A 25,265-nucleotide genomic window follows, 5' to 3' on the forward strand; every position below is an offset into this window, starting at 1 on the left:
ACTGCGAATGTACCATTCGGCTACGGTGGGCAGCCGAATGGATTGCTGATTTTTGTCGGCTTTCCAGTTACAGAATGCTTTGGCTTCAAGTTGATTCACTTCTACCGGCCAGTTCAGTGGCAGCGGGATTTCCTGTGTCAGGTTACGCTGTAACAATGTGCCGTCGCGCTCAAGCCAGAATCTGGGCATGGTGGCTTTTGTGTAGGCCAGCCAGGCCAGGCCTTCGTCCGTCCAGTATCTTTTTTGCTGATACCCGCCGTCCTTTACAAAATCCAGATACTCCTGGTTCGATACCAGGTATTTACTGGTTTTGAAATCATGCACTTTATATTGCTGGACACCGTATTCATTGTCCCAGCCATAAGTATCGGCATCTTCGGATTTGCCCAGCGAGATCGAACGGCCAGCCATAGCGATCAGTGGATTAGAAGGCGCAGGTCCTGCTTCATGGCAGGCCTCCCAGGCAGAAGATGGTGTCAGGTCAGCAACAGGGAGCTGGCGCATAATCACCGAAGAGGTTTCAAGGTGGATGCGTTCATGCTCTATACCCATCAGAATTACCCACGCAGGATCTTTGTCGGTAATGGGCAGAGTCAGGGGCATGTCATCAATCACCTGGTTGACCGCATCTTTTACCTGCCGGCGATAGGCTTTCACCTCATCAACGCTTGGCCAGTCGTAGTGGGTGTCATTCAGATCGTCCCACGACATTTCATCAACACCTATAGCAAACATGGACTCAAAGTGAGGGTCAATCCTGTTTTCTATGTATTTGCCGAGCTTTAACTTATTGATATAAAAGACCGCTGTGTGGCCGTAATAAAAAATCAGCGGATGCCGGAGGGGTTCGGCTTTTTTGAAATAGGCTGAGTGGTTGTTAATCAGGGAAAAAAGGGATTCGTAAAGCGCCCAGGTTTCATTAAAGGCTGTTTTTAATTCTTGTCGTTTTTTGTGTTCTGATGAGCCTGTCAGTAATACGCTTCTCGTCGCTGCTGTCGAAAAATCAACCATGACTGTTTACTCTCCTGTAACAGTGATTTCTTATTTATTGTGTTTGATTTTATATTCAAAGTGTCTCTCTTATGTTGCAGTGAGATAAGATCAAGTTCAAGCCTCTGTTTTTTGCACGACAAAAACCAGAAGGCTCCCGTTCGGGAGCCTTCTTCTTAGCGACTGTACTTAGTTTTTACGTGAACCAGTAAATGCATAACGAGATGATTTCTGGCCGTTTTCAGTAGTGGCCTGGAATTTCACTGAGCGAGAAGAGTTCAGCTGCAGTGGGATGAATACACGACCACGTTCATCGGTGGTGTACGTTTTACGTTGTTGAGGTACGTTAGCAACAGATACAGATGCGTTGGCAGCAGGTTGACCATTTTCGGTCACAGTGACCCAAGCACCGTTATTCGCATCCGTCACACGAATATCAGCAAGAGCTGACGTCGACATTAGCAGTACAGCGGTTGCAGTGAGTACTTTAAAGCTAGTCATAATATTCACCTCATCTATCAGTGGCAAAGCCATCGATTAGGTTGTGCCTAAGTATCTTAGGGGTATCAATAGTTACAGGGCTCTCATTTTTAGACCTACCTGTTTCCAAAAAATTTCACTCCTGTGATAAGTAAACCCCATTTAGGTTACAACTTCCTGTTTTCTGATTGGATAGTATGCCTGCCCCACTTATTACCCTTATGAATATAGTGATTCATAACTTAATCGTTACTTAACCGTCACCATTATTATAGTAACCAATGTATTTTACGGGTGATAATTTCATTACAGGCTGTTAGTGCGGTGAATTATTCTGTGGTGAGTTTTTGCTTTATGGTAGAAATTTGCCATTAAAGGTGAGTGCTTAAATCTCAATGAGGCTGGGATGAGTGGCCTCGTAATAGGAGAGATCTTCGGTGATTCTGTTGACTCGTGTGGCGTCAGGCTTGACGCGGACAAAGGAAAGCCCGGCGCGTTCGAGGACTTTTCCCGGTTTGGGATCGAGGCGTCTGTGCTGACCAAATATTCTGCTGAGCTTCAGATCAAAAAAACCAAAATCGACTAATCGGCGGGCAGCTTCTGTGCAATAGCCCTGACCCCAGAATGGAACGCCTAACCAGAACCCTAACTGCGCACTGTGCTGCTTGATATTGTGCAAGCCTATGCAGCCGATTAATTGCTCTGTGTCCTTTAACGCTATCGCGAAGATGGCCAGCGTGCCATTGTCCCAGCCGGCTAATGATCGGCCGATCCACTGTCCGGCCATGCCAGAATCATACGGGTAGGGCACATTCGTGGTACCCAGAGCAATTTCAGGCTCTCCTGCCAGTTTTTGAATCAGGGGGGCATCGGCAAGCTGTAACGGACGCAGCAACAAACGTTCCGTCGTTAAAGTTGGTTGTCTCACCTGAACCTCTCCAGCCTGATCATTGAAAGAGAGGCTATATTAACTCTGTTTCATTGCCGTTTACTTTACCTGGATCAAACAAATGCCGGTTATCCGATCATCGGGTGTGAGTCGGAGGGCCGAACAGGCAGTATAAACGCGATTTCAATGATTGGTTGGGAGCCAGTGCACGACTGAAAATGTGCTGCCAGTGATGGAAGGTTGCCTGAAGCGGCCGCCAGCCGGTGACGTCTTCACGAACCCCGTAGCGTATGATGGTACTGTCGTTTTCAGGTACGAAAGTGCCAAAGAGTTTATCCCAGATAATAAGTACCCCAGCAAAGTTCTTGTCTATATATTCAGGGTTACGGGCATGATGCACACGGTGGTGAGACGGGGTATTGAAGATGCATTCCAGCCACCCTAATCGTTTGATCACTCTGGTATGCACAAAAAACTGGAAACCAAGATTCACAGAGACAACCAGAACGACGGTGGCTGGTGGATATCCAATTAAAATTAACGGCAGCCAAAAGATCCACATCCCCGACACAGGATAAGTCAGGCTTTGTCGGAAGGCTGTGGTGAAGTTCATGTGCTGAGATGAATGATGGACGATGTGTGACGCCCACAACCAGTTGATATGGTGCGATGCCCGGTGAAACCAGTAATAGCAGAAATCTTGCAGCAGAAATGCCAGCGCAACGGTGGCCAGAGACATCTGGATATCGAACAGGCGATACTGATAAAGCCAGAGGAAAAAAGGCATAAGCAATAATGTTGCAATGAGATCGGCACCTTGGTGAAGACCTGCCAGGGTGAGGTTGCACGCCAGCTCTTTCCAGTTGTAGTCTGGGCTGTCCTCCCGCCGTAAACGCCTGTACTCCCATAGCATCGAGATAAAGAACAGCGGGCTGATGGCCAGTAATATCAGCACTTCCATTTGCTTTCACCATGTTGGGCAAGATTTGCCAGTGCTTTTCGGATGCTTTTCTCCAGTATGAGTTTGATCAGCCAGCCAGTGCCTTTAATTTTGGGTGAAAAGCTGATGCGGTACTGAATGTTACTTGTATCAGCGTTCAGGCTGTGCACCTGAATCCATCCGCCATGCTCAACAACAGGGCCGCCGCTGATGATGCGATAGTGCAGATGTTCATTTTCTTTGTAATCTATGATTTTTTCATCAAAGGTAAAGGGGCCGGCGGAGACTCTGCGTATGGCGCCAATGCCATTCGGTTTTGGTTTACCGCTTCTGATCAGATGGTAAGAACCATCAAAAAAGCGCCCCAGGTTCTGATGATCTGTTAATAACTCAAACAAGACTTTTCTCGGTGCCTGGGCAGATTGTTCTATTGTGATTGTGTGCGCTGGCATGATACGCCCCTGTTAATTTAGTAACATTATGTTAACAGTGAATGAGTATCTGTCAAATGGGAAAATATTGATAGAAAGCTTATTTTTCAATGTGTTCTGAGCAATTCCAGTCGGAATCGCTCAGAACACTGCTCAAGTATGGTGCAAAATCACACGATTGGATGTTGTGAAATTGTAGTTATTTGTTAAGGGCTTGATTCACGACACTTTGTAACTCTGATGTGTAACGTATGAGAAAAATGTGAGCATAAACTCACAAAAAAGGTCAAAAATGCTATTGAAAAATGTGCCAGAGACTCTTATATTGATTTTTGTTGATGTGGACTAGATGGTGATAACTCTGAAAAAGCGTTGGAAAACCGAACCTCGAGTGAGGTAACTGAATCTAAGGTTAACGTTCCCCAAACGTCAAAAGTTCAGTGTCGGATCAGAACATTCAGTAACAATCCATCTCGCTTCATGTTTATTATTCTCCAGAATCTGAGCATAAAGGACACAACAGTTTTGTTGATTATGCCGATCAGCATTCGTCATTGGAGATAGTAACGTTAACGATACTTAAGTGTCATTCATCTGTAATGAGTCTTTGAGTAAAGTTAAACGAATTAGGTAGCAAAGGTTTTTAGTAATACTTGGCTTGTTATCTATGTTTTATCGAGAGGTGAATTATGACAAATAAAAGCCGTAGACAATGGTTCTATTATCAATCACAGTCTTCTAAGTCGAAACTGAAAAGTAAATGAACGCACCTGGTGCGAAAACGACGAAAAAGATAAAAATCCGATTGGTAATGTAAAAAAGTAAAGTGAAGTTAGCCAGAGACACTCATACTGTGTTTCTGGCTTAAATGTTTTTATCCGGTGAAAAAATTATTTCAGTGCGGAACGGATGATTATCATCATCAATGCTCTATTGATAGATCTTTCCGCCCACGCGTAGTTTTTCCGGAATGGATTTCAATTGAATACCTCCTAAATAAATATCACCTTTTACTGTGATATTGGGAGGAAGCTCAGTAATTTTGGTATGTGCCAGATAGAGATCGCCTCCAACAGACAGATAGGGCGGTAATTGTGTAATTGGCATGCCAATCAAGCTTAAATCCCCTGGTATCTTAAGATACGGACTCAGCCTGGTAATTCGGGTGTGGGCCAGATTGAGATACCCCGCCACTTCCAGTTTTTTGGGCAATGAGACAATGTTGCTGTAGGCCAGATTGAGATTGCCATCAACACGAACAACACCAGGTAAATAATTAATATCACTATTTTCGAGGTTCAGGTTACCTTTCACATGAAGAGGGTTGGGCAGGGTAATGCTCCGTGAATGTCGCAGCGACACATTACCGTAGCTATCGGTGTAATTAAGCAACTTTATGTCTGAAATGAATTGATTAGCGGCAACGCCCTGACTGAATATCAGGAAAAAGCTCAGAACCGCTAACAGGAAAAATGGCTGGCGTTGCTTCAACATACTTATCACGACACATGCATGTAATCATTCTATTCCTGACGAATTGTAATCAGTACCAGAAGAAAAGACAGCATTAGCTGATGAAATGGGAGTAGTGTCACCAAACGTTCAGAATAAAAAAATGCGCTGACATTACTATCAACGCATATTTGAATCCGGGTATTGTTATTTATCAAATTGCTTGATTAATACCGACGTATCTGCGCGGTTGAAACCTCTGTCCTGAAGTTTCTCGTATTCAGCATCGACCTGACGTGCGAGGGGAAGTGGGACAGACAGTTTATCGGCGGCATCGAAACAGATAGCAAGATCTTTTCGCATCCAGTCGATGGCAAAACCGAAATCAAATTTATCTTCCGCCATGGTGACAGCGCGGTTTTCCATTTGCCATGAACCCGCCGCGCCATGCTTAAGCACATTAGTCATTTTCTCAATATCTAATCCCGCTGCTTTAGCAAGGGTAATAGCTTCAGATAACCCCTGAAGAATACCGGTAATGCAGATTTGGTTCGCCATTTTGGTGATTTGACCAAATCCGACATCACCCATCAGGGTAGAGGCTTTCGCATAAGTGTTGAAAAGGGGCTGGGCTGCCTGAAACGCTTCTTCGCTGCCACCGACCATTATGGTCAGGCAGCCATTTACAGCGCCTGCTTCACCACCAGAGACGGGCGCATCGATGAATGTGGCAGATGCCGTGTTTGCCGCTTCAGCCATTTCACGGGCAACATCAGCAGAGGCTGTTGTGTGATCAACCAGTAAGGTGCCCGGACGGATGGTCGACAGGATCCCCTGTTCTCCACAGTAGACTTCACGGATATCGTTATCATTGCCGACGCAGGTCAGGACAACATCGGCCTCTTGTGCGGCCTCTGCCGGCGTCAGCGCAAGCTTACCCGGATAAGTGTTCAGCCATCTCTCTGCGGTGGCAGTCGTGCGGTTGTATACCACGACCTTAAATCCCGCAGTGGCTAAGTGCCCGGCCATAGGGAAACCCATAGTGCCTAATCCGATGAAAGCGATAGTTTTGTTGGTCATTACTGCGCATCCTATTGCGTTGTTATCTTGGCATAGTTATCTGGCGGGAATCATATCACAGAGGATCGAGGGGAATGGCAGCAAATAGCCATATCGAGCCGGAATTTTTACCCGATATGGCCTTTTACAGCAGAATTATCGCGGAGCCAGTGAGCGGGACTTGAGATCGAAAATCAGTTTTTCAGCACTGCATTCAAACTGCAGGCTGGCTGTCATTGCAGTTTCGTCGTCACTGTAGCTGGTCTGATATTGCACATTGTTATTAACGCTTTTCGCTAATGTCAGAAAAGGCGCAAACTCTGTCTCTATCACGTCTTTGCCCGAACCGTTAAATGTAAGCGTTGAAACATCGTCTCCTTCGCGGATGAGAAAGCCAATTTCAGCCGCGACACCACACGCTTCACAAGGCTCTTCAGTATGTTGTAAATCAGCCATAGTGTTTCCTTTACTAAAAAAGATACCGTGAATGAGTGTATCTCCGGACAGCCGAATGCGCCATCGGAGTCAGTGGTTATAGCTTGTTACAGATCAAGGTAAGCGCAACAAACACTTAAAAGCCAGGTGGCAATGGTGGCAATGGTGGCGATGTACAGAGGGGATCAATGTCGGCGGAGTAGGGTATCTGACTGGCCTGACAGCCAGACCAGTCAGATAAAGCGGTTATCTTTCCTCGAAGCGTTCGGCCAGTGCTTCAAAGTCGTCGACTTTCGCCCTGAGTCCGGCGCTCGATTCTTCGACCAGCAGCAACTCTTTAAAGTTCTGCTCTGATGCTGCAGCAATCGAGTGAATGTGCTGGCGGGTATGGTCAGTCAGCTGAACCTGGCCTTCTGCCGCCTGGGCCATTTTACGGATCAACTGACTCATTTCGGTCATGTTGGCTTCCATGGTTTTCAGGCTTTCAGAGCCTTCAGCGGCTGTTGAAACACACTGATTGGTCTGATCACGGTTGCATTCAATCACAGAGCGCCATTCGTTAATTGTATTCAACATGTGCTCAATACTGTTTTGGATCTGCTCTGTTGCTGTCTGAGTGCGTGATGACAAAGCCCGCACTTCATCGGCAACCACAGCAAAACCACGACCATGCTCGCCGGCACGAGCAGCTTCAATAGCAGCATTTAAGGCCAGCAGGTTCGTCTGATCGGCAATGCCGCGAATTTCATCCATCACAGAGCTGACTTTCGCCGCTTCGTTACTTAATTGCAGTGTCGTAGCCGTTGCCTGCTCTGCTTGTGCAGACAGCGTTTGCAGATTTTGCTGAGTGTGATCTAACTGTACTCGGGTTTGATCACTGTAATTTTGAGTGCTCAGTAACAACTGCTCCGATTGATCGGCATGCTGGTTGACCGTTTGTGCTGAGTCAGTCATGTCATCCAGGGCATTGGCAACATTGCGGATATTGTCGTTCTGATGCCGGATCGCCTGATTGACACGGGTGGCTGTTTCACTCAGCTCTTCAGCAAGCTCCTGAAGAGGGTGGGCTGCATCTTTCATCCGGCCTAAAACGGTACGAATTCTTGCTGAGGCCATTTTGAGGTGATAATCCGCCACAGAAAAAGCACTGTCGCCGGAAAAAATCAGCCGGCTGATACTGTCATAGCTTTGTTTAAGATCATTTAACTGTTGCGGAGTCTGAAACAGTTCCTGACGGAAGAAAAGCAGCAGCACAAGAAGCGGGAGCAGCGGCAGAAGTGCGGTGAACGACAATCCGCCCTGTATCAGGCCATAAATAACCGGCAGCAGGATAGCGGCAGCCAATAAGCCGTAACGCAAAGAAACCGGTAGCGAAAGCGACACACTGGTTTTGCCTTCACTCTGGCGTAATGTTTTGTAAGCCTGGCTGGCGGTTTTGATCATGTCGGGGGTGGGTTTTACCCGTACCGATTGGTAACCCACGATTTTACTGTGTTCGTAGATAGGCGTGACGTAAGCATCGACCCAGTAATAACCGCCATTCTTGGTCTTGTTCTTGACGATACCCCGCCAGGCGTTACCTTTTTTCAAGTGCATCCACATATCGCCAAATGCCGCTTTGGGCATATCGGCATGGCGGATAACGTTATGCGGTTTACCCAGTAATTCGTCCTCGGTATAACCAGCAACCTGACAGAAGCAGGGGTTGCAATAGATGATATTGCCTTTGAGATCAGTGGCTGAAACGAGTTGTTCGCCTGCTGGGAAGGTGACTTCACCGTCCTTCATGGTGTGAATGGATATAGCGGACACGTATAACCCTTGTTTTATTAAGATTTTTTATCTGCGAATAAGAGCATAGATGCATTGGCTTTATCAATACTCGGATAGTGAAATACGCTATAACCGCACAAAAATTAATGGATAACAATATTAACAATAAGCAGCTGAATGCAGTCTTTAATCATCATCTTGTTCTGTACAGCCAGAAACAGGCGTTAATAACCCCCGCAGTGATTGGCGCTGGCTGGATACGTCAGAGGTTACCTTTACTCAGAATTAACTATATTTATAGTGATAAGAATCTTGGCTGGTGGTGCAAGGATACCCACTTGTTCAAAAAAGAGCTGTTCTCTTTAAGACGTTGAGAGGGTTTGATTATGGTTCTGTCTGAATGTCGGGAAATGTTAATGAAGCACACATTGGTGGAGGCGCGATTAGTCCACGATTTTCTCAGTACGGGTTGGAGTGTGAACTTTAAAGATGAAGCTGGGAATGACTATCCTCTGACTGATGTGTACGGTATACCCTGCAGTTATGACTCGCTGAAGCAGGCGCAGGATGCTGTTCATGAAGCTGGTGACTGTCCTATTAAAGTTGACAGCCTGTTTCATTTTTCAGAGCGTTAAAGGCTGTTAAAAGCACTCTGGTTGGACCTGACTTTTCTTGCGTGAAAAAGAACGATCGTGCTTTAATCGCGACAATCTAACGAAAGGAAGTGCAATGAGCAAAGGGCGGGTTACCCGGGAACACATACTGAGAACGGCATTTGATCTGGCCAGTCGTGATGGCTTGGACAGCCTGACTGTCGGGCAGTTGGCTAAGGCATCAGGTATGTCAAAAAGCGGGCTGTTTGCACATTTTAATTCGAAAGAGAATTTACAGGTCGCTGTTTTGCAGTTTGCGGGCGAGTACTTTGCTCAGCATGTTATCCAGCCGGCACGGCTTGCAGGCTGGGAGTCAGTCGAAGAAAAAATCAGGTTATTACTGCAGAACTGGCTAGCCTGGAACCATTCCTTTCAGGGCAGTTGCATGTTTATCGATGCCTGGAAAGAAGGCCGCTGCAGCGATGATCCAGTTCAGCAGGAACTGGACATGATTACCCGTCGGTGGATGGACTATTTGTGCCGCCAGGTTGAGCAGGGGAAGGCCGGCGGGGAGTTCCGTACGGATTTAGATACCTGGCAATCCGTATTCCGGCTCTATGGTGCTTACCTCAGTAGTCAGCTCTTTCATTCCTTAGGTCTGGAAGCTGATGGTAATCCGCGATTCTGGACGGATGTGGACCTTATTCTTGCCAGTTGGCGATCAGACAGCGAACAATACTAATTTTTTTTAATTTCAAAAAAAGCACGTACGTACTTTTTTATACAGGTCAAATCATGAGTAGCAAAATATATTTCAATACTAAGGGAGGCGTGAATGTCAGACGCCGTGCAATCAACGTGGCAACCCGTGCCTATCACCGTATTGCCCCTTCTCATGCCCGCAAAACCGCGCGGAACTTGTTGTTAACGCCGGAAAGGTTTTCTGTCAAAGCTCAGGCGCCTGAGGGCTTACAAAAAAAAGCGATTGAGACGTCCGAAGGTAAAATAATGACCTATTCCCTCGGGAACGGCCCCACATGGCTGTTGGGGCATGGCTGGTCCGGGTCGGCCAGTCAGTTTTATACCCTGATGGAACGTATTGCGGCTTCAGGCTTTACCGCGCTGGCATTCGATAATCCTGCTCATGGTGCGAGCGATGGTCAGCACGGACATTTGCCCGGCTTTGTCAAAGGGCTGGAAGCCGTACTGGAGCAAGAAGTTGATGAGCTTGCCGGCATTGTTGCGCACAGCATGGGCTGCACCATGATGCTTGAGAGCAAGCACGCGAAACTTGCGGGCGTGCCTATGCTGCTGGTCGCTCCGATTCTGAACTACAGAGATAACTTGTACCGTGTTGTTGAGGGATCGGGTTTCTCACTGCGTTTGTTTCAGGATGTGATTCGCGACGTTGAACAGCAGTATCAGTATCCGATTGATAGTGTGGATAGTCACCAACGGCTGGCTGGCCATCAGGGGCACGTAGTGATTGTTCACGATAACGGTGATCGTTTTGCGTTATTTGAACAGTCGCGGAAAGCGAATGCCCTGCCACGGGTCAGTCTGATCGAGACCAGTGGTCTGGGGCATAACCGCATTCTCAAAAGTGAGCCATTGCTAAGGGCATTTGACGATTTGAGCAAGAATCTGGCGACAGAAACCCATTAGCCTGTTTTTGCCACCACTGCCGTAGACTGGGTGTTGAGTGTTGCCACTTCCGCATCCAGTTTTGCTATGTGATTCAGCATCATTTCACGACAGCGCTCCGCTAATTCCCGGGCATCCTGCATAGTCATTTCGGACGTATCAATCGGGTCGAGGTACTCAGCAATCACAGTGCCGTTATCCCGCAGATTCAGATCAATTTTGTTATGGGTACTGCTGACAACCATAGGCACGATTGGCACACCGGCCTCAATGGCCATTCTGAATGCACCGGTTTTAAAAGGCAGCAACCCACGCCCTTTGCTTCTGGTGCCTTCGGGATACATCCATACCGACAGGTTGCGTTCGTGAATGGTATCGGCGACTTGTTTGATGGTATCGCGGGCTTTGGCTTTATTTTCTCTGTCTATCAGTATATTGCCGGTGATCCAGTACAAAGGGCCGAAGAAGGGAATCCACAGCAGGCTTTTTTTACCGATTGAGACGGTTCGCGGCCGGACCATGCCGGGCGAGGTAACAAAGTCGAAAACGTTCTGGTGATTAGAGATATAAACGGCGCGGCCAACCCCTTTGACTCGCTCTTGCCCCCTTTCGATGATGTGCACATTGACTATTTTTCTCAGTATCTTGAACCAGCGGCTGAAGAAATAGACATGCTTTGGATCTCTGGGACTGAAAAGACAGTACACCAGAGCAAACAAACAGGTGAAAACAATAAAAAGGGCAGCCAGTAACAGGCGAATGACAGCGAGCACAACAACTCCTTAAAAAACACTAACTACATTCTTAGATTAATTCAGCAGGGAAATTTAGCAAAAGTGACTGAGCTCCTGATATGCAACAGGTCACAAATTTAAGAGGTTAACCAGTTGAAAAGTAATATATAAAAAGTGAACTCGCGGATGCCGAGATTCAGGCTGCTTTCAGATCTGGATATCCATGCGATGAAATGAATGATGAACTGACTGATTGGGCGTCGCTGAGGGTTGCTTTAAGATTAACCAGGCAGCGCGTCAGACAGTGCATCAGGCTGTGGCTTCATGCATAATCACTTCTTTGTGGTATTTTTTTGCGCAGAGGTTGATATGGCAGGAACAAGAAGGAGTGTGGGTTATCGCCAGCAACGCCTGATATTGATGATCGCAACTATGGCTGTTCTTAGCGTGCTTGCAGGCTGCAGTACCACAACACAAGTGCCTGCGGAAACCCGGGAGATCCATGCCGCGGTTAATCAGCCTCCCCAGCCCCCAGTTTCCATTGCAATCAAACCACCGACCCCCACGTTTCTTGATGTATACCAAAGCTGGAAAGGCACGCCTTACCGTTTAGGGGGAAGCTCCAGGCGGGGAATCGACTGCTCCGCATTTGTTCAGCTGACCTATTCTGAGGTTTATCGTCAGATGCTGCCTCGCACTACCGCAGAGCAGTCGCAGTTGGGTAAGGCTGTTCCCCGTACTATGGCAAAAAAAGGGGATCTGGTGTTTTTCAGGACAGGTCGGCGTATGCGCCATGTCGGCATCTATATGGGGAATAATGAGTTTCTGCATGCTTCAACATCGCAGGGAGTCGTGGTATCCAGCCTGGACACCCCGTACTGGCAACGGGCATTTTGGCAGATTCGTCGTATCCAGTAAGTTTGTTCGCCTTCCTTTACAATTACCCATGAAATTTATGGGGGTGAAGTTCGCAAAATTGCCGTACCCCTTTCATACTTTGGCTGTAGGGCGTTAAGCCCCGAGCGCTGGATTTCCAGGAGGTGATTTATGGCGATGGCTATGACAGTTGGGCAATTCCTCAACAGCCATAATGTGGATTTCAGTCTGACGCACCACAGGCATACCGATACATCATTCAGTTCGGCGGTCTCTGCACATGTTCCGACTTCCCAAGTGGCGAAAGCCGTTTTGCTTAAGGATCAGCAGGGCGATTATCTGATGGCCGTTGTGCCGTCTAACCGTCGGGTCATGATTGATAAAATTAATCGCATAATGGGCAAGCAGTTCTTTTTGGTGGGTGAGCATGAATTAACCCAGATCTTTCAGGATTGCGAACCCGGTGCGATCCCTTCATTGGGACAGGCATATAAAGTCAATATGCTGGTGGATGATTTGCTGCTTGAACAGGATGAGCTGTATATCGAATCCGGTGATCATGAAAACCTGATCCACCTTGATAACAAGCAGTTCCATAAAGTGATGCGAGATGTGCCACACAGAAACATCTCAGGCTATCGGATGTTGTTTACCCAGGAGCATGACGGCCGTCATTGGGAGTGGGAATAAATACCGGAATGAAAGCCTGCAAGTAAAGATGCGCTTACCTGTAACGGAAGCGCATCTTTTTATGCGCCGGTTAGTTGATGCAGTTCAGCATGAAGTTAATGATGGGATCGGTGTCCGTCTTCATGTTGAGGGCTTTTGGCAGGTACTGAGGCGGCTGTAAAATGTCCCGTTCAATCAGCTCATCAAGCAATGGCTTAAACTCAAAGCCTGTTTTACCAATGAACAGCGAGGTCAGGTCCGTTTCCTTGTGTAATCTCAGCGCATCTTTCAAACCACGGAGGTACAGATAGTCTTTGGTAAAACCACCGCCACGGTACGCACGGGTTGTAATGGTAAACGCAGTGTCATTGGACAGGCCGTAATCAAACTTCAGCGTATTGAAAGTTTCATTAAAGCTGCGTTTATTTACCATCATATCAACTGCAACCACACGCAACGCCAGCGTTTTCAGCCTGTGTAACGGGAAATTGCCCGACAGGTGCTCACACAAAATCGCCAGGCCTTCTTGGGTATGGGTATTGCCCGGTAAACCGAGCTGCAATACTTTGAGTGGCTGAGCTTCAGCGTTGACGCTGGTCACCATATGTACGCCCATTTCGTGATGAATCAGCGCAAACAGATCTGAGGGAGTGAACCGGCTGTTCAGGTTGATTTTCACGGTACGGCCACTCACCATAGCGCGTGCGATCAGCTTGGTCGTGCCCTGAATTTTACAGCTGAAGCCATAATCGTCGGCGGCTTCATTGAACGCAATGACAGCTTCTTCTGCACTGATGGTCGCGTTTTCAGGCTCTGCATATTCTCTGGCATGCAAAATGAAGTTGGCGTTAGCGATATCGCTTTCATCCGGCCGGCCATAATAGCGCAGAGAGTTGTACAAAAACTCCTCACGGCCCAGACTGGTCAGCAGGTCAATACGAACGGCCAGCTGATCGATGACTTTGCGGTACATCGACTGAATACCCGCATCACGAATGTCTTCAACCGGCAGCCGGTATAATTGCTCGCGAAACTTATAGGGATCCAGATCCAGCTGACGGTAGGTAAACTGTGGATGATATACATCGCGGTTATGTAAAAACCGGCGCTTTTCCTGTTTTAGGTTGATCGGGTTAATGTAACTGAGCGTATTCAGACCACGGGCAAATTTGTACAGCTGGCGGTCCAGCAGAACAACTTCCTTTGGCAGTTTTGAATCCAGCACATGGGCGTTCTGACGTCGACGGGCAGGTTGCTGTGTACGGTTTTGCATGACAAAAGCAGCATGGCCGGTCAGGGTGTCTTTCAACTCAGTTTTCAGCTGTTCAATGACTAACGGATAACTTTCACCACCGGTTTCATTCATATACACCTTCTTGATCTCAATCGGTAAGATCAGGGTGCGGGAGAAATTATCGCGGACAAAAGTCGCCTGATATCCCATACCCTGAAAAACAAGGTTTTCACCAGCAGTGACCGCCTGATTCGGCAGTTGGATTTGCCCGAGTCTGGTCAGGAGATTCTTAATTTCGGCCTGCCAGGCTTTGCGATCAATCTGCGCCGTACCCAAATTAAATGTCGGACATGGCTGCGATATGCGCTCGTGATTATATGAGTGCATGTCATATATTACACAGTAGCCGAACTTGCGCTCAAGAGACGTGATCAGTGCACGAAAAATGCGGTAATAACAGGCATGCTTTGCCAGTGAAACCTGCTTGTCTGACTCGGTCAGTTTGGCATGCCATACATCTTTTCCCCAGGCCTGCTGATAGATGCAGGTTTCCGGGCTGCGGTTAAGATCGTACTCATATCGTGAGTCTTCACCTTGCAGCACAATCGGCAGGGAAGTGATGAAATCACCCGTGTAAGGATCTTCCTCATAATACCTTTCCGTTTCTGAAAGGTGGCATTTAGCCACCAGTTCAGGGCGCAGCCGACTGCCGTTATGAATGGCTGTTGCTACAATCGGCTGGTACTCGGTAATGCGAATGGTGACACTCCCGTCAGCCAGCTGTCCTTCAAAAGGAATGTGCTGCTGGATGAAGGACAGCACATCATGCTCAGTTAGTTGACGCATCTTCGATAACCTGACGGAATTTATTTTTGCGAGCGATGCTGATGTCTTTGGCTTTGACAACACTCTCGACGAAATCAATCACCTCACGCTGAAGCTTGGTGCGGTTCAGACGGTTGATACGCGTAATCCCACCAGGACTCAGTACATTGACTTCAACCAATTTGCCATTGATGACATCCAGCCCCACAAAGTAAAGGCCGTCACGCACCAGTTTCGGGCCGATATGGCGGCACAAACGCAATTCCTGTTTTGTCAGGGCGTGCTTGACTTCCTGACCACCAGCGTGAATGTTTGAGCGAACGTCATCTTTGGCCGGTACACGCTTCATCGCGCCAATCGGCTCACCGTTCAGCATCATGATACGCACATCGCCTTTTTCTGCGCCTTCGATGTAATCCTGCAAAATCACATAGTTGTGATCATCGCCGATATAAAAGTCCAGCAATGAGCGCACGCTGGATTTGGCGCTTTTTTCAACCAGAATGACGCCTTTACCACCGTAACCGTTCAGCGGCTTCATGATCATGCGGTCATTGGGGTTCTCTTCCAGTACGCGCTCAAGATATTCACGGTTTTTCGACACGTGGGTGACGGGAATGAACTCGCGGTTAGGATCCGGCAAAGATGCGGTATAGAGCTTGTTGTTAGCAACACGCAGGCCGTCGATGTCATTGAAAATGAAAGTATCGTCACGTACTGAATCCAGGAAGTTAAGCGCCATGGTATCCAGCGGCGGGTTTGCACGCATGATGATGGCGTCGAATCCAGCCAGCGGCAGTTCTGCTTTGCGGAACTCCGCTTTACGGTAAAAGCTCGGCACATTGTTAGACACTGTCGACTTTTTAAGTACCCGACAAAAAGCAATGGCCATGCTGTCACGCATAGTCAGGTTACTGGGGGTAGTCAGAGCGACAGTATGGCCGCGGCTGGCAACTTCATGGATCAAACGCAGGGTAGAATCTGTTTCAGGCTCTACTCTGCTCCATGGGTACATAACGAAGCAAATTTTCATTTCAATTAACCAGTTTATTGCCCGGTTTATCAGGCAAAAAAGAAAAGAGCCATGCGCGGGTTGCGAATGGCTCGGTAAAGCATGTTGCTATGGCGATAAATGACGGATTAATTAAAAATCCATGTCGTCATCGCTACCGCCATCATCGCTATCATCGTCAAAGCTGCTTGCTGATGATTTGCGAGGTGAGTTACACAAGGTGTAGCTACGTATTTTTGTAGAAGTTTGTTTCAGGTACTTAACCCAGCACTTAGCAAAGTCTGAAGAGATTTCCTGTTGTCCTGTTATTTCAGCAAAAAACTGCTCTTCTTCCGGTGTTTCAGGCTGGAGTAAACCTTCGTGGATGCCACGCATGGTTTTGCCATAACTTTCCAAAATGCTGGCTTCACCCACAGTGAAGACACCGGAGCGGTTAAAGCCGCGCGGGAAATTTTTATCGTCGTAAAATTTACCTACATTTCTCATCTGATCACCTGCCATGTGAGATTTTCGCAGATATTCTTTCAGGTTTGTCGAGTTGTAAATCAAAGGTTTTTCGTCGTAACGATAAAACTTTTTGATGATAATGGGGGGAGGGGCAGTGTACTATCGCTAAGGGGATATATGCCCAGAGTCCCACTCTTCATTATGTAGGTTTACTTGTGGACACCGAACTACTCAGAACATTTCTAGAAGTGACGAAAACACGTCACTTTGGCCGTGCTGCCGATAACTTATATCTGACTCAGTCTGCGGTCAGTTTCCGGATACGCCAGCTGGAATCCCAGTTAGGTAATGCTTTATTTTCACGTCAACGCGGCAATGTTCACCTGACTGCGGCGGGTGAACGTCTCCAGCCGTATGCAGAAGCCATCTTGCAGACATGGAGCAGGGCGCGTCAGGATGTGGCATTGTCAGACTCACGTAACAATCAGATCACGCTGGGCGCATCCGCCCTGGTGTGGGAGTTTGATGGCCTGTCAGACTGGATCAGCCGCATTTATGGTGCGATTCCAGAATTGGCGCTGCGCCTGGAAACCGTTCCCCGTCAGGCTCAGGCAAAGCAAATACTGAATAAAAGCGTGGATGTGGTTATCACCAGTGAACCGCCAAAGATTGACGATCTGATGGTGAATAAAGTCAGGGATTATCAGCTGCAACTGGTTTGTCATCAGCCCGACTGCGGTATGTCAGACATCAAAGATTTTCCTTTGATCTATTTGGACTGGGGGACGCGGTTTGCCGTTGATCACAGCCGGATTAATGAACTGCAGAAGACACCTATCTTACACACACATTCCAGTAAGATGGCATTAGAACACTTATTGAACAATGGCGGAGTAGGCTATTTGCCTTCACCGGTTATTGCTCACAGTGTTGAGTCAGGTGAACTGCATTTGGTTAATAACGCCCCTGTGATGGAGCAGTCTTTGTACTTAGTCTGGCGTGATGATAATGAAAAAGTTGAATTGCTGAACGGCTTGCTGGATGTCGCGTTCAGTGAAATAAGTGAGCGTGTCTAGGCGCATTTCATCGAGCAGAATCTTTTATTGTCTTGATTAAAATATCTTGTTGTACAGGGATTCAGGCTTTGCATTAGTCTCGCTGCTGAAGGGGTCAGTTCAGTACACTTAATCACTGTTTTGGCTATGTACAGCGATAGAACTGACCGCCTGACTGTAACACTAAGCATTTGCGTATTTCTGAATCGTTACCCTATGCTTAGTGGTGATGGTTTGCCAGTAATGGCAACCTAATATACTCAATGTTTTTATCTGGTTGTGTGTCAGGAAACAAGCATGGCAAAGTTAGATGAGAAGTTCCGCAAAGGGTCTAAGTCCAAATTTAAGAGTGACTTTAACGATGACTTTTTAGATTACAATCAGCAGGCGCGGAAGAAAAAACGCCGATCAACGCGTCAGCGTCAGGACAGCGGTGAGTACATCGATTTCGACTACGAATAATTACTGCTTTTTTGACTACATAGCCCCCCAGTTTGGGTAGCCAGACATGAAAAGCGCACTTATCGGTGCGCTTTGTTATATCAGACAGGCAACAACCCTTGCACTGCTTATTGCCCGCCGTTATCTGCAGTCACTTCATTTAATTGAATAGCAGATTAGTCAGCTCATCCAAATGGCGCACTGTATAGCTTGGCCGGATTCCCTCAGGTGCTTGTGCATCGTGGTGATTGAGCCAGCAAGTATCCATTCCGGCCTTCATGCCGCCCAGAATATCTGAATGCGGGTTGTCTCCCACCATCAATACTGTGCTCGGAGCAGGATTGCCAATCGCATTAATGGCATAGTCAAAGATCACAGGGGACGGTTTGGCGGCGCCCACTTTTTCCGAAATAATCAGCGATGAAAAATAGTGATCCACGCCGGTTCTCTGCAGGCGAATGTCCTGCAGCTCAGTAAAACCGTTGGTGATGATGCCCATTTTTACGTGAGGATTGAGGCGTTCAAGCAGAGAGGCGGCACCCGGTAACAGAGAGCAGGTGTCTGCCATTGCTTCGAGAAATGCGCTGTTCAAGGTTGCGGTTGTCACGCCAAGTTGCTGCGCCCAGAATTCAAAACGCTGATGCTTGAGCTGCTGTGCGTCTATATCACCGTTTTGGTAATCAACCCAAAGAGGCTGATTGACACGCTGATACTCGGAGAAATGCTCTGGCGTGAAATCGACCTCAAAGCGTGAAAACATCAGCTTAAGGCCACGATAAGCGTCAAAGTGAAAAAGCGTTTCGTCGGCGTCAAACAGAATCCACTGGTATTTCATACATTAAGCCTTTGAAGTTGCAGAGGCACACATACTACTCTTTTACCGCTTCACCAACAAAAGGAATTGGGAAAACCAGTGGAAACACATTGTTGACCGGAAGTTTACGCTGCCAGCTGGTCTTTCATCATACCTGCAGGCTCATTATAGAGCTTGATGACCAGGGTCAGCGTTTCTTGTTTGATGTCTTCTTTGATGGTATCGATGGCATAGTATTGCCCATTTTTATTCTCAAGTGATTTATCGATAAGCTGGGCTATGCTGTCGTCGATATCGCCTTTTATCTCAATGGTTTCAATGAGCTGAAAATGCCCGAGGTTTGCTTCATCGGGAGAGAGCAGTTCTGGATTGGCGAAAGCGGTGGTGGAGGCGGTTAGAATAATGGCACTGAATACAATGCGCTTGAACATGGTGTTAATCCGTTACTGATAGCTGGAGAAAACTGGTTGCGGCAACTGTGCCATAGCTGCCGCAGTGAATGTCAGTTTTTTGTTAGTTCGGACTAAACGGTGTAATTTTTTTGAACTTCAGCCAACATTGCTTTCCTGGTGCTGGTGCGCACCACGAAGCATGGCATGGATTAACTCATTGGCTTCAAATTTAGTCAGCGCTTCATGGGCACCGACCTGATGCGCCTGAGAGACACTTATCTCACTGGACAGTGAGGTATGAAGAATGATGTAAGTCCCAGTAAGCTTTGAATTATTTTGTACTTCAAAGGCTAATTCGTAGCCATCTAAGCCAGGCATTTCAATGTCGCTGACCAGAATTTCAAATGGCTGGCCTGCATCGGCAGCCTGATTCAGCATTCTCAGTGCATCTGTACCCGTGGTTGCGATGTGATAGGGGATGCTGACGCTGTCCATTGCCTGACAGAGCTGACGTCGTGCAACAGCCGAATCATCCACCAGAAGGATTTTCAGTGGTCTGAGCGTTTCTCGCTGAACATCCGTTAATACCGGGTGCAGGCTTTCAGGTGAGTCAGGAAAGACTTTAGAAAGTAACAGTTCAATATCAAGCAGTTGTACGAGCTGATTCTCGATATTGGTGACGCCGGTGACAAAGATATTTCTGCCCAGGGATGGCGGTGGTGCATCGATGTTATGCCAGTTACATTCAGTGATTTTATCTATGCCTCGCACCAGAAAACCGACCAGCTTGCGTCGGCAATCAGTAATAATGATGTAGCATTTCTTTAGTTCTTCCTGAGTTAGTGCCGGGTAACCGATAGCTTTGGCCATGTCGATGACAGGCAGTGTATCGCCACGCAGGCTGGCTGCGCCTAACACTGTAGGGTGGGACTGCGGAATAGCTGTCAATGGCGTAAAGGGCACGATTTCTTTGACTTTCAATGTGCCTATTGCAAATAGTTGCCGGGAATTCAGCCTGAACAGCAGCATCCCCTGAGATTGATTCGTTGCGGTTTTGAGCATTGCAGCTTCCCTTATCCACTCGTCGGATTGCCTCATGTCTGCACAGAGGAAGACAAGAAATGTATTCCGATTATAGTAGCCTGAGCGTCAGGCAAAAGGAATTCATCATATTGATTTTATTCTTAGTACAGGAAATTAGAGGCCGATCCAGCTTTTACCGTCTGGCTGTGTCGCTGAGCGTGTCTGGCTTGAAAGCCGCGGAATGCTTCTATTGAAGCTATAGTTAAAGTCACAATGAGAGCTTCAGGGAAAGGTACACATCAGGGACGGGTTATCAAGTAGGTTACAGAGATAGGTACGGTTATGGAATTACGTAATAGATCTGGTGATATCGCTCATCTGGCGGATAACCTGACATTGAAAGAAATTGTCGATATGGGGTTCTCTATCGACCTTTGTGATGAAAATTACGATCCAAATGAGCACTGGACAATTAAGCGTTCTCGCCAGAGAAAAGAAAGCGAGTATCCTGCCAGCTAACGGATTGTCAGCCAGAGCGGTTCGCTCTGGCTTTTTAATTGATGTGTCAGAAAATCAGAAGTGACAGCAGTCTTGTCAGCAGGATTGCGGCTGTCAGTTTAATTTCAAACTAAGTTCAGCGAAACTGACTGAATATGATTGCAAGCAACCTGATATGCAGTTAGTGTCTTGGGTATGAAAATAATCAGCTTAACTCTTATTCTCTCCATTCGTTGGTGGCGTTCTTTTTAGAACGGCACTGAATTTTTACGTTCATTTGCCGTCATTTGGCTGCTGATGAACGCACTAGATTTCTTTTGAATGCATGTTTCCTTAGTGGCCACTGGCGTTTACTACACTGAGGAAAACAGATGAAAGAACAAATCCTTACTGGCGACAGACCAACCGGCCCCTTACATTTAGGGCACTTTGCCGGCTCTCTTCAGCAACGGATCACGCTTCAGCATTCCCATCAACAGACCATACTGGTCGCTGACTTACAGGCGTTAACCGATAACGGCCATAATCCGGGAAAAGTGGCAGAAAACATTTTGAATGTAGTGGCTGATTACCTGGCCGTGGGTATTGAGCCGGATAAGACCACTATCTGTCTTCAGTCTTCGTTACCGGCTCTGCCTGAGCTCGCCATGTATTATGCCAATCTGGTCTCCATTGCGCGCCTGGAGCGTAATCCGACGGTAAAAAATGAAATCCATGCAAGAGGATTTGGCAGGGCAATCCCGGCTGGTTTTCTGACCTATCCAATCAGCCAGGCTGCTGATATTACAGCATTTCGCGCTGGCCTCGTTCCGGTTGGTGACGATCAATTACCTATGATTGAACAGACGAATGAGATTGTTCGTCGCTTTAATCATATTGCAGAGCAGCGGATTTTGGAGGAATGCAGCCCTTTGATCAGTAACGTCCCCAGATTGCCGGGGCTGGACGGGAAAGCGAAGATGTCTAAATCCCAGGGGACGGCCATCACGCTCGGCGCAAGTACAAAGGAGATACGTGCGGCGGTGAAAGCCATGTATACCGACCCGAACCACTTAAGGGTTGAGGATCCCGGACAAATCGAAGGCAATGTGGTGTTTACCTATCTGGACGCATTCCATCCGGATACCGCTTATGTACAAGCACTGAAGCAGCACTACCGTCAGGGCGGATTGGGTGACGGTAAAACAAAACAGATCCTGGAAGAGTGCTTACAAACGCTGCTGGCGCCGATCAGGCAGGAGAGAGAACGGTTACTGTCAGACAAAACCATGCTGATTGATGTGCTGAGAAAAGGGACGGAGAAAGCCAATACGGTCAGCCACGAGGTGTTGCATGATGTGAAACGTGCGCTAGGGATCACCTTGTTCTGAAGAAAACAGAATGCAGAAATAAAAAATCCGGCAATAAAAGCCGGATTTTTGAAGCAAGAGTGACGTCTGGATTACAGACGAACCCCTTCCACATGCAGTTCCATGTCTGCGTAGCTGGAAGTACCCATAACCTGGATACCAAAGTCAGCCAGCTCAACACGGGTTGTGCCCATGAAACCAGCGCGGTAACCGCCCCATGGATCTTTACCTGCGCCGACAAATTCAGCATCAATGGTGATAGGTTTCGTCTGGCCGTGCAGCGTCAGGTTGCCATCGATGGCCAGTTTACCGTTACCTTTGTCAGTTACTTTGGTACTGGTAAAGGTGGCTTTTGGATATTTGCTCACTTCCAGGAAATCTTCGCTGCGAACGTGCTTATCACGATCCGCATGATTGGAATCAAAGCTGGTGGTGTCAATGTTCACAGCCACTTTTGACGCGGCAATGTTTTCAGGGTCATAGCTGAAAGTACCATCAAAGGTATTGAAACGTGCTTTGATCCAGCTGTAGCCGAGGTGGCTGATTTTCAGGTTAACTGAGGCGTGAGCGCCTTTGTTATCAATGGCATAATCGGCGGCATTCGCAATGCCAGGTAAAACAAGGGCCGCAGCCAGGCTCAACGCGGTAAGATGCTTCTTCATTTTTCCTTAACTCCCAACATTTTCTTTAAGGTATTATCTTTATTAACAAAGTGGTGTTTCAATGCAGCTACCGCATGCAGGGTAGCTAATCCGATTAAGGCGTAGGCGAGGTACTCGTGAATTTCGCCTGCCACATCGGATTGATCCGGAAAGAGTTCGCCCATTGAAGGAACGGTTAGCCAGTCAAATACCTCTATGCCGCGTCCGTCCGACGTTGAAATAAGATAACCACTGACAAATAAACCGAACAACAGAACATAAATGATCAGGTGTGCCAGCTTGGCGAGCGCTTTTTCCCAAGCGGCTCCTTCAATAGCCGGTTGTTGCTTCACTGTTTTCCATAGCAGTCGGAACAGGGTTACAGCGGCCAGTGTTAAACCTACTGACTTATGCCAGTGAGGAGCAACCGTGTACCAGGATGAGTAGTAATTGAGATCTACCATCCACAGGCCGACAGCAAATAGCCCAATGATGACAACAGCACTTGCCCAGTGCAGGGTTACTGAAACCCAATCATAATGATTGACTGCTTTTTTCATGTACTTGGGTACCCTGATTAAAAACTACCTACCTATTCTAGTGGTAAATATTTCAAAAATCAGTGTATTAACTTGAACAACCTGGTCAAAGAAATTGAACAAGGTCGAAAAAGAGTAAGAAGATATTTCAGCCCTCTGTTTTTAAGGGCTGAATAGCAAAAATATGCTTACAGAAAGGTTATCGCTGAATGTCGTTTTCGTGATGCCAGTTCATTATGGTCCATTCCTGCATTTGCGCATGTAATGCAAGAGCCGGATCAGGATTCACAGCAAAAGGATGATCAACGGCCTGGAGCAGAGGCAGATCATTAATCGAGTCGGTATAACAATACAGCGCATTAAACGAATCAGCGTGCGCTTCCAGCCAGGCTTCTAACCGAACGACTTTACCTTCTCTGTAGCTTAAGGTGCCAATTGTGTTCCCTGTCAGGGTGTCGTTTTGGGTTTCGAGGTTGATAGCCAGTGCGTCATCGACCAGCAGCAGCTCAGCAATCGGTTTGACCAGATGTTCGCCGGTTGCAGAAATAATAATGACGGTATCACCGCGGCGTTTATGCCATTCAATACGCTCAATTGCGGCCGGAAACAGGGCGGGGCGAATACACGTCTGAATGAATTCTTCGATTAACGGTGTCAGTTCAGCGGTACTCATACCTGTAATGGGCGCTAATGTCGCAGTCATGTAGGACTGCATATCCATGCTGCCTTTCGCGTAATCTTTCATCAGGTTTTGTTCTTGCTCAATGAGAAGCGGCGATGCCAGTCCTTTATTGACAATAAACCTGATCCATAGTGAAGCGGAATCAGCGGCAATAAGCGTTTCATCTAAGTCGAAGATGGCAAGATTGGGCAATTTAGTTATGGGTTGTGTGTTGGATAGCAACGTGTTTTTCCTTTTCATTGGATCTAAGGGCACAGGTTAGGTGTAAATAATGACACTAATGTTTCAGGCAGGTGTCGTTTTGAAGTCAGAAGTATAGGGTGAATACATAAATTTAACTTTTTTGTGACATTTTCCTGAGGGATATCGCATAAAATTATGATGTCTCAATTTTAAGACAGTTTCTGGTCGCTAATATCTATATATTCGGCATTTTTTGTTTAGCGGCGCAGGCCGTAACAGGCGACCTGCTAAGTGTATGCCTTCCCGTTTTCGTATGAAGAGATGATGTGTGAGTAAAATTATTGCCACATTGGATGAGATAAACAGGCACTTAACCACAGAGGCTGATGGCAGTTACAGTGCTGTGTATGATTCTTATCATTTGAAGACGGCTTTCCAGCCCATTCACCAGATGAATGGCGATCTTTTCGGATTTGAAGCCTTGGTAAGGGTGTTTAATGAATGCGGCGACGAGCTGAACACTGAACCTTTTTTCGCCCCTGAATACTATGATGAAACCGATCAGGTCAACATGGACAGGCTGGCCAGAGTGATTCATGTGAAAAACTTTGCTCAGTTTTTCGCATCTTACGCTTTGTTTATCAATATGGTGCCAGATGCCTTGCTGATACACAGCAAAAATGTGCCGGCAGCATTGCTTCATCAGCGCCTGACAGCGTTAGGATTGAAATCTGAGCAGGTGTTTTTTGAGTTACTGGAACACGACTGCACCAGCAATATTGAGCTGTTAGACATCTTGCAGCAAATGCGGGCACAAGGTATGAAGGTTGCTCTGGATGATTATGGCGTGAAAGCCTCATCTGAATGCCGTGCTCGCTTTTTACGGCCGGACATTATCAAAGTGGATCGCTCACTATTGGCGGATTTTCTCTCCGGTCAGGAGTCGCCTTTGCGCAAAGTGATGGGGCTCGGCCGGGAGCTTGGCGCAAAGCTGCTGATTGAAGGGGTAGAAAACGCCGCAGGATTGAAAGTGGCCAGAATGCTTAACGCCGATTATATCCAGGGCTTTTATCTGGGACGGCCACAGCTGCTATCTGAGATCTTACTGTCAAGGGTCAGCTGAGGCTAACCCTTGATATTTATGATGCTGACCGCCGTTTTGCGA

Annotated in this window: 29 protein-coding genes; 10 read left to right on the forward strand and 19 right to left on the reverse strand. The window is 47.2% G+C overall.

Going from position 1 to position 25,265, the window contains the following annotated elements:
* From ovoA to P0Y67_RS16085, 9 genes are all read right to left on the reverse strand, one after another.
* Positions 1–1,011, reverse strand: a 1,011-nt coding sequence (ovoA, locus tag P0Y67_RS16045) for a 5-histidylcysteine sulfoxide synthase (RefSeq protein ID WP_342392684.1), incomplete at its 3' end; no start/stop codon positions are given.
* Between the two features lie 168 nt (positions 1,012–1,179).
* Positions 1,180–1,491 carry a hypothetical protein gene (locus P0Y67_RS16050; protein WP_192016882.1) on the reverse strand — a complete coding sequence of 104 codons (312 nt, stop codon included), beginning with the start codon at positions 1,489–1,491 and terminating at the stop codon, positions 1,180–1,182.
* Between the two features lie 364 nt (positions 1,492–1,855).
* Positions 1,856–2,398, reverse strand: a complete 543-nt coding sequence (locus P0Y67_RS16055) for a GNAT family N-acetyltransferase (RefSeq protein ID WP_342392685.1) — start codon at positions 2,396–2,398, stop codon at positions 1,856–1,858.
* Between the two features lie 97 nt (positions 2,399–2,495).
* Complete coding sequence (locus tag P0Y67_RS16060; RefSeq protein ID WP_342392686.1) at positions 2,496–3,320, reverse strand: sterol desaturase family protein; 825 nt, start codon at positions 3,318–3,320, stop codon at positions 2,496–2,498.
* Positions 3,308–3,751, reverse strand: a complete 444-nt coding sequence (locus P0Y67_RS16065) for an SRPBCC family protein (RefSeq protein ID WP_342392687.1) — start codon at positions 3,749–3,751, stop codon at positions 3,308–3,310. Before P0Y67_RS16065 ends, P0Y67_RS16060 begins: the two co-directional genes overlap by 13 nt.
* Positions 3,752–4,660: 909 nt before the next feature.
* Positions 4,661–5,224: a hypothetical protein gene (locus P0Y67_RS16070; RefSeq protein WP_342392688.1), complete on the reverse strand. Its 564-nt coding sequence runs from the start codon at positions 5,222–5,224 to the stop codon at positions 4,661–4,663.
* A gap of 165 nt (positions 5,225–5,389) precedes the next feature.
* Positions 5,390–6,262 carry an NAD(P)-dependent oxidoreductase gene (locus P0Y67_RS16075; protein WP_342392689.1) on the reverse strand — a complete coding sequence of 291 codons (873 nt, stop codon included), beginning with the start codon at positions 6,260–6,262 and terminating at the stop codon, positions 5,390–5,392.
* Between the two features lie 135 nt (positions 6,263–6,397).
* Positions 6,398–6,697, reverse strand: a complete 300-nt coding sequence (locus P0Y67_RS16080; RefSeq protein ID WP_342392690.1) for a DUF406 family protein — start codon at positions 6,695–6,697, stop codon at positions 6,398–6,400.
* Positions 6,698–6,922: 225 nt separating this feature from the next.
* A complete protein-coding gene (locus P0Y67_RS16085) occupies positions 6,923–8,464 on the reverse strand; it encodes a methyl-accepting chemotaxis protein (RefSeq protein ID WP_342392713.1) in 1,542 nt (513 codons plus the stop codon).
* Between the two features lie 401 nt (positions 8,465–8,865).
* On the opposite strand from P0Y67_RS16085, the gene P0Y67_RS16090 reads away from it, so the two are divergent.
* The 3 genes from P0Y67_RS16090 (at position 8,866) to P0Y67_RS16100 (ending at position 10,707) form a co-directional block, all read left to right on the forward strand.
* Complete coding sequence (locus P0Y67_RS16090) at positions 8,866–9,084, forward strand: hypothetical protein (RefSeq protein ID WP_342392691.1); 219 nt, start codon at positions 8,866–8,868, stop codon at positions 9,082–9,084.
* 94 nt (positions 9,085–9,178) lie between these two features.
* Positions 9,179–9,784, forward strand: coding sequence for a TetR/AcrR family transcriptional regulator (locus P0Y67_RS16095; RefSeq protein WP_342392692.1), 606 nt, complete (start codon positions 9,179–9,181; stop codon positions 9,782–9,784).
* 53 nt (positions 9,785–9,837) lie between these two features.
* Entirely contained in the window at positions 9,838–10,707 is an 870-nt protein-coding gene (locus P0Y67_RS16100) for an alpha/beta fold hydrolase (RefSeq protein ID WP_342392693.1), read from the forward strand.
* Here P0Y67_RS16100 and P0Y67_RS16105 read toward each other — a convergent pair.
* Positions 10,704–11,459 carry a 1-acylglycerol-3-phosphate O-acyltransferase gene (locus tag P0Y67_RS16105; RefSeq protein WP_342392694.1) on the reverse strand — a complete coding sequence of 252 codons (756 nt, stop codon included), beginning with the start codon at positions 11,457–11,459 and terminating at the stop codon, positions 10,704–10,706. The genes P0Y67_RS16100 and P0Y67_RS16105 overlap by 4 nt on opposite strands.
* A gap of 381 nt (positions 11,460–11,840) precedes the next feature.
* Between P0Y67_RS16105 and P0Y67_RS16110 the strand changes: the two genes are divergently transcribed.
* Together P0Y67_RS16110 and P0Y67_RS16115 are read left to right on the forward strand one after the other, a co-directional pair.
* On the forward strand, positions 11,841–12,338 hold the full coding sequence (locus P0Y67_RS16110; protein ID WP_342392714.1) for an NlpC/P60 family protein: 498 nt from the start codon (positions 11,841–11,843) through the stop codon (positions 12,336–12,338).
* 129 nt (positions 12,339–12,467) lie between these two features.
* The gene (locus tag P0Y67_RS16115; RefSeq protein ID WP_192016892.1) at positions 12,468–12,986 is read left to right on the forward strand and encodes an aminoacyl-tRNA deacylase; all 519 of its coding nucleotides are present in this window, start codon (positions 12,468–12,470) and stop codon (positions 12,984–12,986) included.
* 70 nt (positions 12,987–13,056) lie between these two features.
* Here P0Y67_RS16115 and P0Y67_RS16120 read toward each other — a convergent pair whose 3' ends face one another.
* The 3 genes from P0Y67_RS16120 to maoP form a co-directional block, all read right to left on the reverse strand.
* Positions 13,057–15,045 carry a flavohemoglobin expression-modulating QEGLA motif protein gene (locus P0Y67_RS16120; RefSeq protein WP_342392695.1) on the reverse strand — a complete coding sequence of 663 codons (1,989 nt, stop codon included), beginning with the start codon at positions 15,043–15,045 and terminating at the stop codon, positions 13,057–13,059.
* Complete coding sequence (gene gshB, locus P0Y67_RS16125; RefSeq protein ID WP_120512984.1) at positions 15,029–16,057, reverse strand: glutathione synthase; 1,029 nt, start codon at positions 16,055–16,057, stop codon at positions 15,029–15,031. Before gshB ends, P0Y67_RS16120 begins: the two co-directional genes overlap by 17 nt.
* Before the next feature lie 111 nt (positions 16,058–16,168).
* Positions 16,169–16,537 (reverse strand): DUF413 domain-containing protein, encoded by a 369-nt coding sequence (gene maoP, locus P0Y67_RS16130; RefSeq protein ID WP_342392696.1) that lies wholly within the window; start codon positions 16,535–16,537, stop codon positions 16,169–16,171.
* Positions 16,538–16,698: 161 nt separating this feature from the next.
* On the opposite strand from maoP, the gene hdfR reads away from it, so the two are divergent.
* Both hdfR and P0Y67_RS16140 read left to right on the forward strand, forming a co-directional pair.
* Positions 16,699–17,559, forward strand: a complete 861-nt coding sequence (gene hdfR / locus P0Y67_RS16135) for an HTH-type transcriptional regulator HdfR (protein WP_237794993.1) — start codon at positions 16,699–16,701, stop codon at positions 17,557–17,559.
* 276 nt (positions 17,560–17,835) lie between these two features.
* Positions 17,836–18,000, forward strand: coding sequence for a hypothetical protein (locus P0Y67_RS16140; protein WP_162836569.1), 165 nt, complete (start codon positions 17,836–17,838; stop codon positions 17,998–18,000).
* Positions 18,001–18,139: 139 nt separating this feature from the next.
* Here P0Y67_RS16140 and yjjG read toward each other — a convergent pair whose 3' ends face one another.
* The 3 genes from yjjG to P0Y67_RS16155 all read right to left on the reverse strand — a co-directional run bounded on the left by yjjG (position 18,140) and on the right by P0Y67_RS16155 (position 20,247).
* Entirely contained in the window at positions 18,140–18,814 is a 675-nt protein-coding gene (gene yjjG / locus P0Y67_RS16145) for a pyrimidine 5'-nucleotidase (RefSeq protein ID WP_342392697.1), read from the reverse strand.
* A 104-nt stretch (positions 18,815–18,918) separates the two neighbouring features.
* Positions 18,919–19,224 (reverse strand): hypothetical protein, encoded by a 306-nt coding sequence (locus P0Y67_RS16150; RefSeq protein ID WP_342392698.1) that lies wholly within the window; start codon positions 19,222–19,224, stop codon positions 18,919–18,921.
* Positions 19,225–19,341: 117 nt separating this feature from the next.
* Complete coding sequence (locus P0Y67_RS16155) at positions 19,342–20,247, reverse strand: chemotaxis protein (RefSeq protein ID WP_342392699.1); 906 nt, start codon at positions 20,245–20,247, stop codon at positions 19,342–19,344.
* A gap of 303 nt (positions 20,248–20,550) precedes the next feature.
* On the opposite strand from P0Y67_RS16155, the gene P0Y67_RS16160 reads away from it, so the two are divergent.
* Both P0Y67_RS16160 and trpS read left to right on the forward strand, forming a co-directional pair.
* Positions 20,551–20,727: a hypothetical protein gene (locus P0Y67_RS16160; RefSeq protein WP_169449967.1), complete on the forward strand. Its 177-nt coding sequence runs from the start codon at positions 20,551–20,553 to the stop codon at positions 20,725–20,727.
* A gap of 350 nt (positions 20,728–21,077) precedes the next feature.
* Positions 21,078–22,076, forward strand: a complete 999-nt coding sequence (trpS, locus tag P0Y67_RS16165; protein WP_342392700.1) for a tryptophan--tRNA ligase — start codon at positions 21,078–21,080, stop codon at positions 22,074–22,076.
* A gap of 71 nt (positions 22,077–22,147) precedes the next feature.
* Here trpS and P0Y67_RS16170 read toward each other — a convergent pair whose 3' ends face one another.
* From P0Y67_RS16170 to P0Y67_RS16180, 3 genes are all read right to left on the reverse strand, one after another.
* Positions 22,148–22,717, reverse strand: a complete 570-nt coding sequence (locus P0Y67_RS16170) for a YceI family protein (protein WP_342392701.1) — start codon at positions 22,715–22,717, stop codon at positions 22,148–22,150.
* Positions 22,714–23,256 (reverse strand): cytochrome b, encoded by a 543-nt coding sequence (locus P0Y67_RS16175; protein ID WP_342392702.1) that lies wholly within the window; start codon positions 23,254–23,256, stop codon positions 22,714–22,716. Before P0Y67_RS16175 ends, P0Y67_RS16170 begins: the two co-directional genes overlap by 4 nt.
* A gap of 178 nt (positions 23,257–23,434) precedes the next feature.
* Complete coding sequence (locus P0Y67_RS16180) at positions 23,435–24,139, reverse strand: HAD family hydrolase (protein WP_342392703.1); 705 nt, start codon at positions 24,137–24,139, stop codon at positions 23,435–23,437.
* 289 nt (positions 24,140–24,428) lie between these two features.
* Between P0Y67_RS16180 and P0Y67_RS16185 the strand changes: the two genes are divergently transcribed.
* Positions 24,429–25,223, forward strand: a complete 795-nt coding sequence (locus tag P0Y67_RS16185) for an EAL domain-containing protein (protein ID WP_342392704.1) — start codon at positions 24,429–24,431, stop codon at positions 25,221–25,223.
* Positions 25,224–25,265: the final 42 nt, after the last annotated feature.

Origin of the sequence: Photobacterium sp. SP02, from assembly GCF_038519165.1 — a bacterium.
Taxonomy (GTDB): domain Bacteria; phylum Pseudomonadota; class Gammaproteobacteria; order Enterobacterales; family Vibrionaceae; genus Photobacterium; species Photobacterium halotolerans.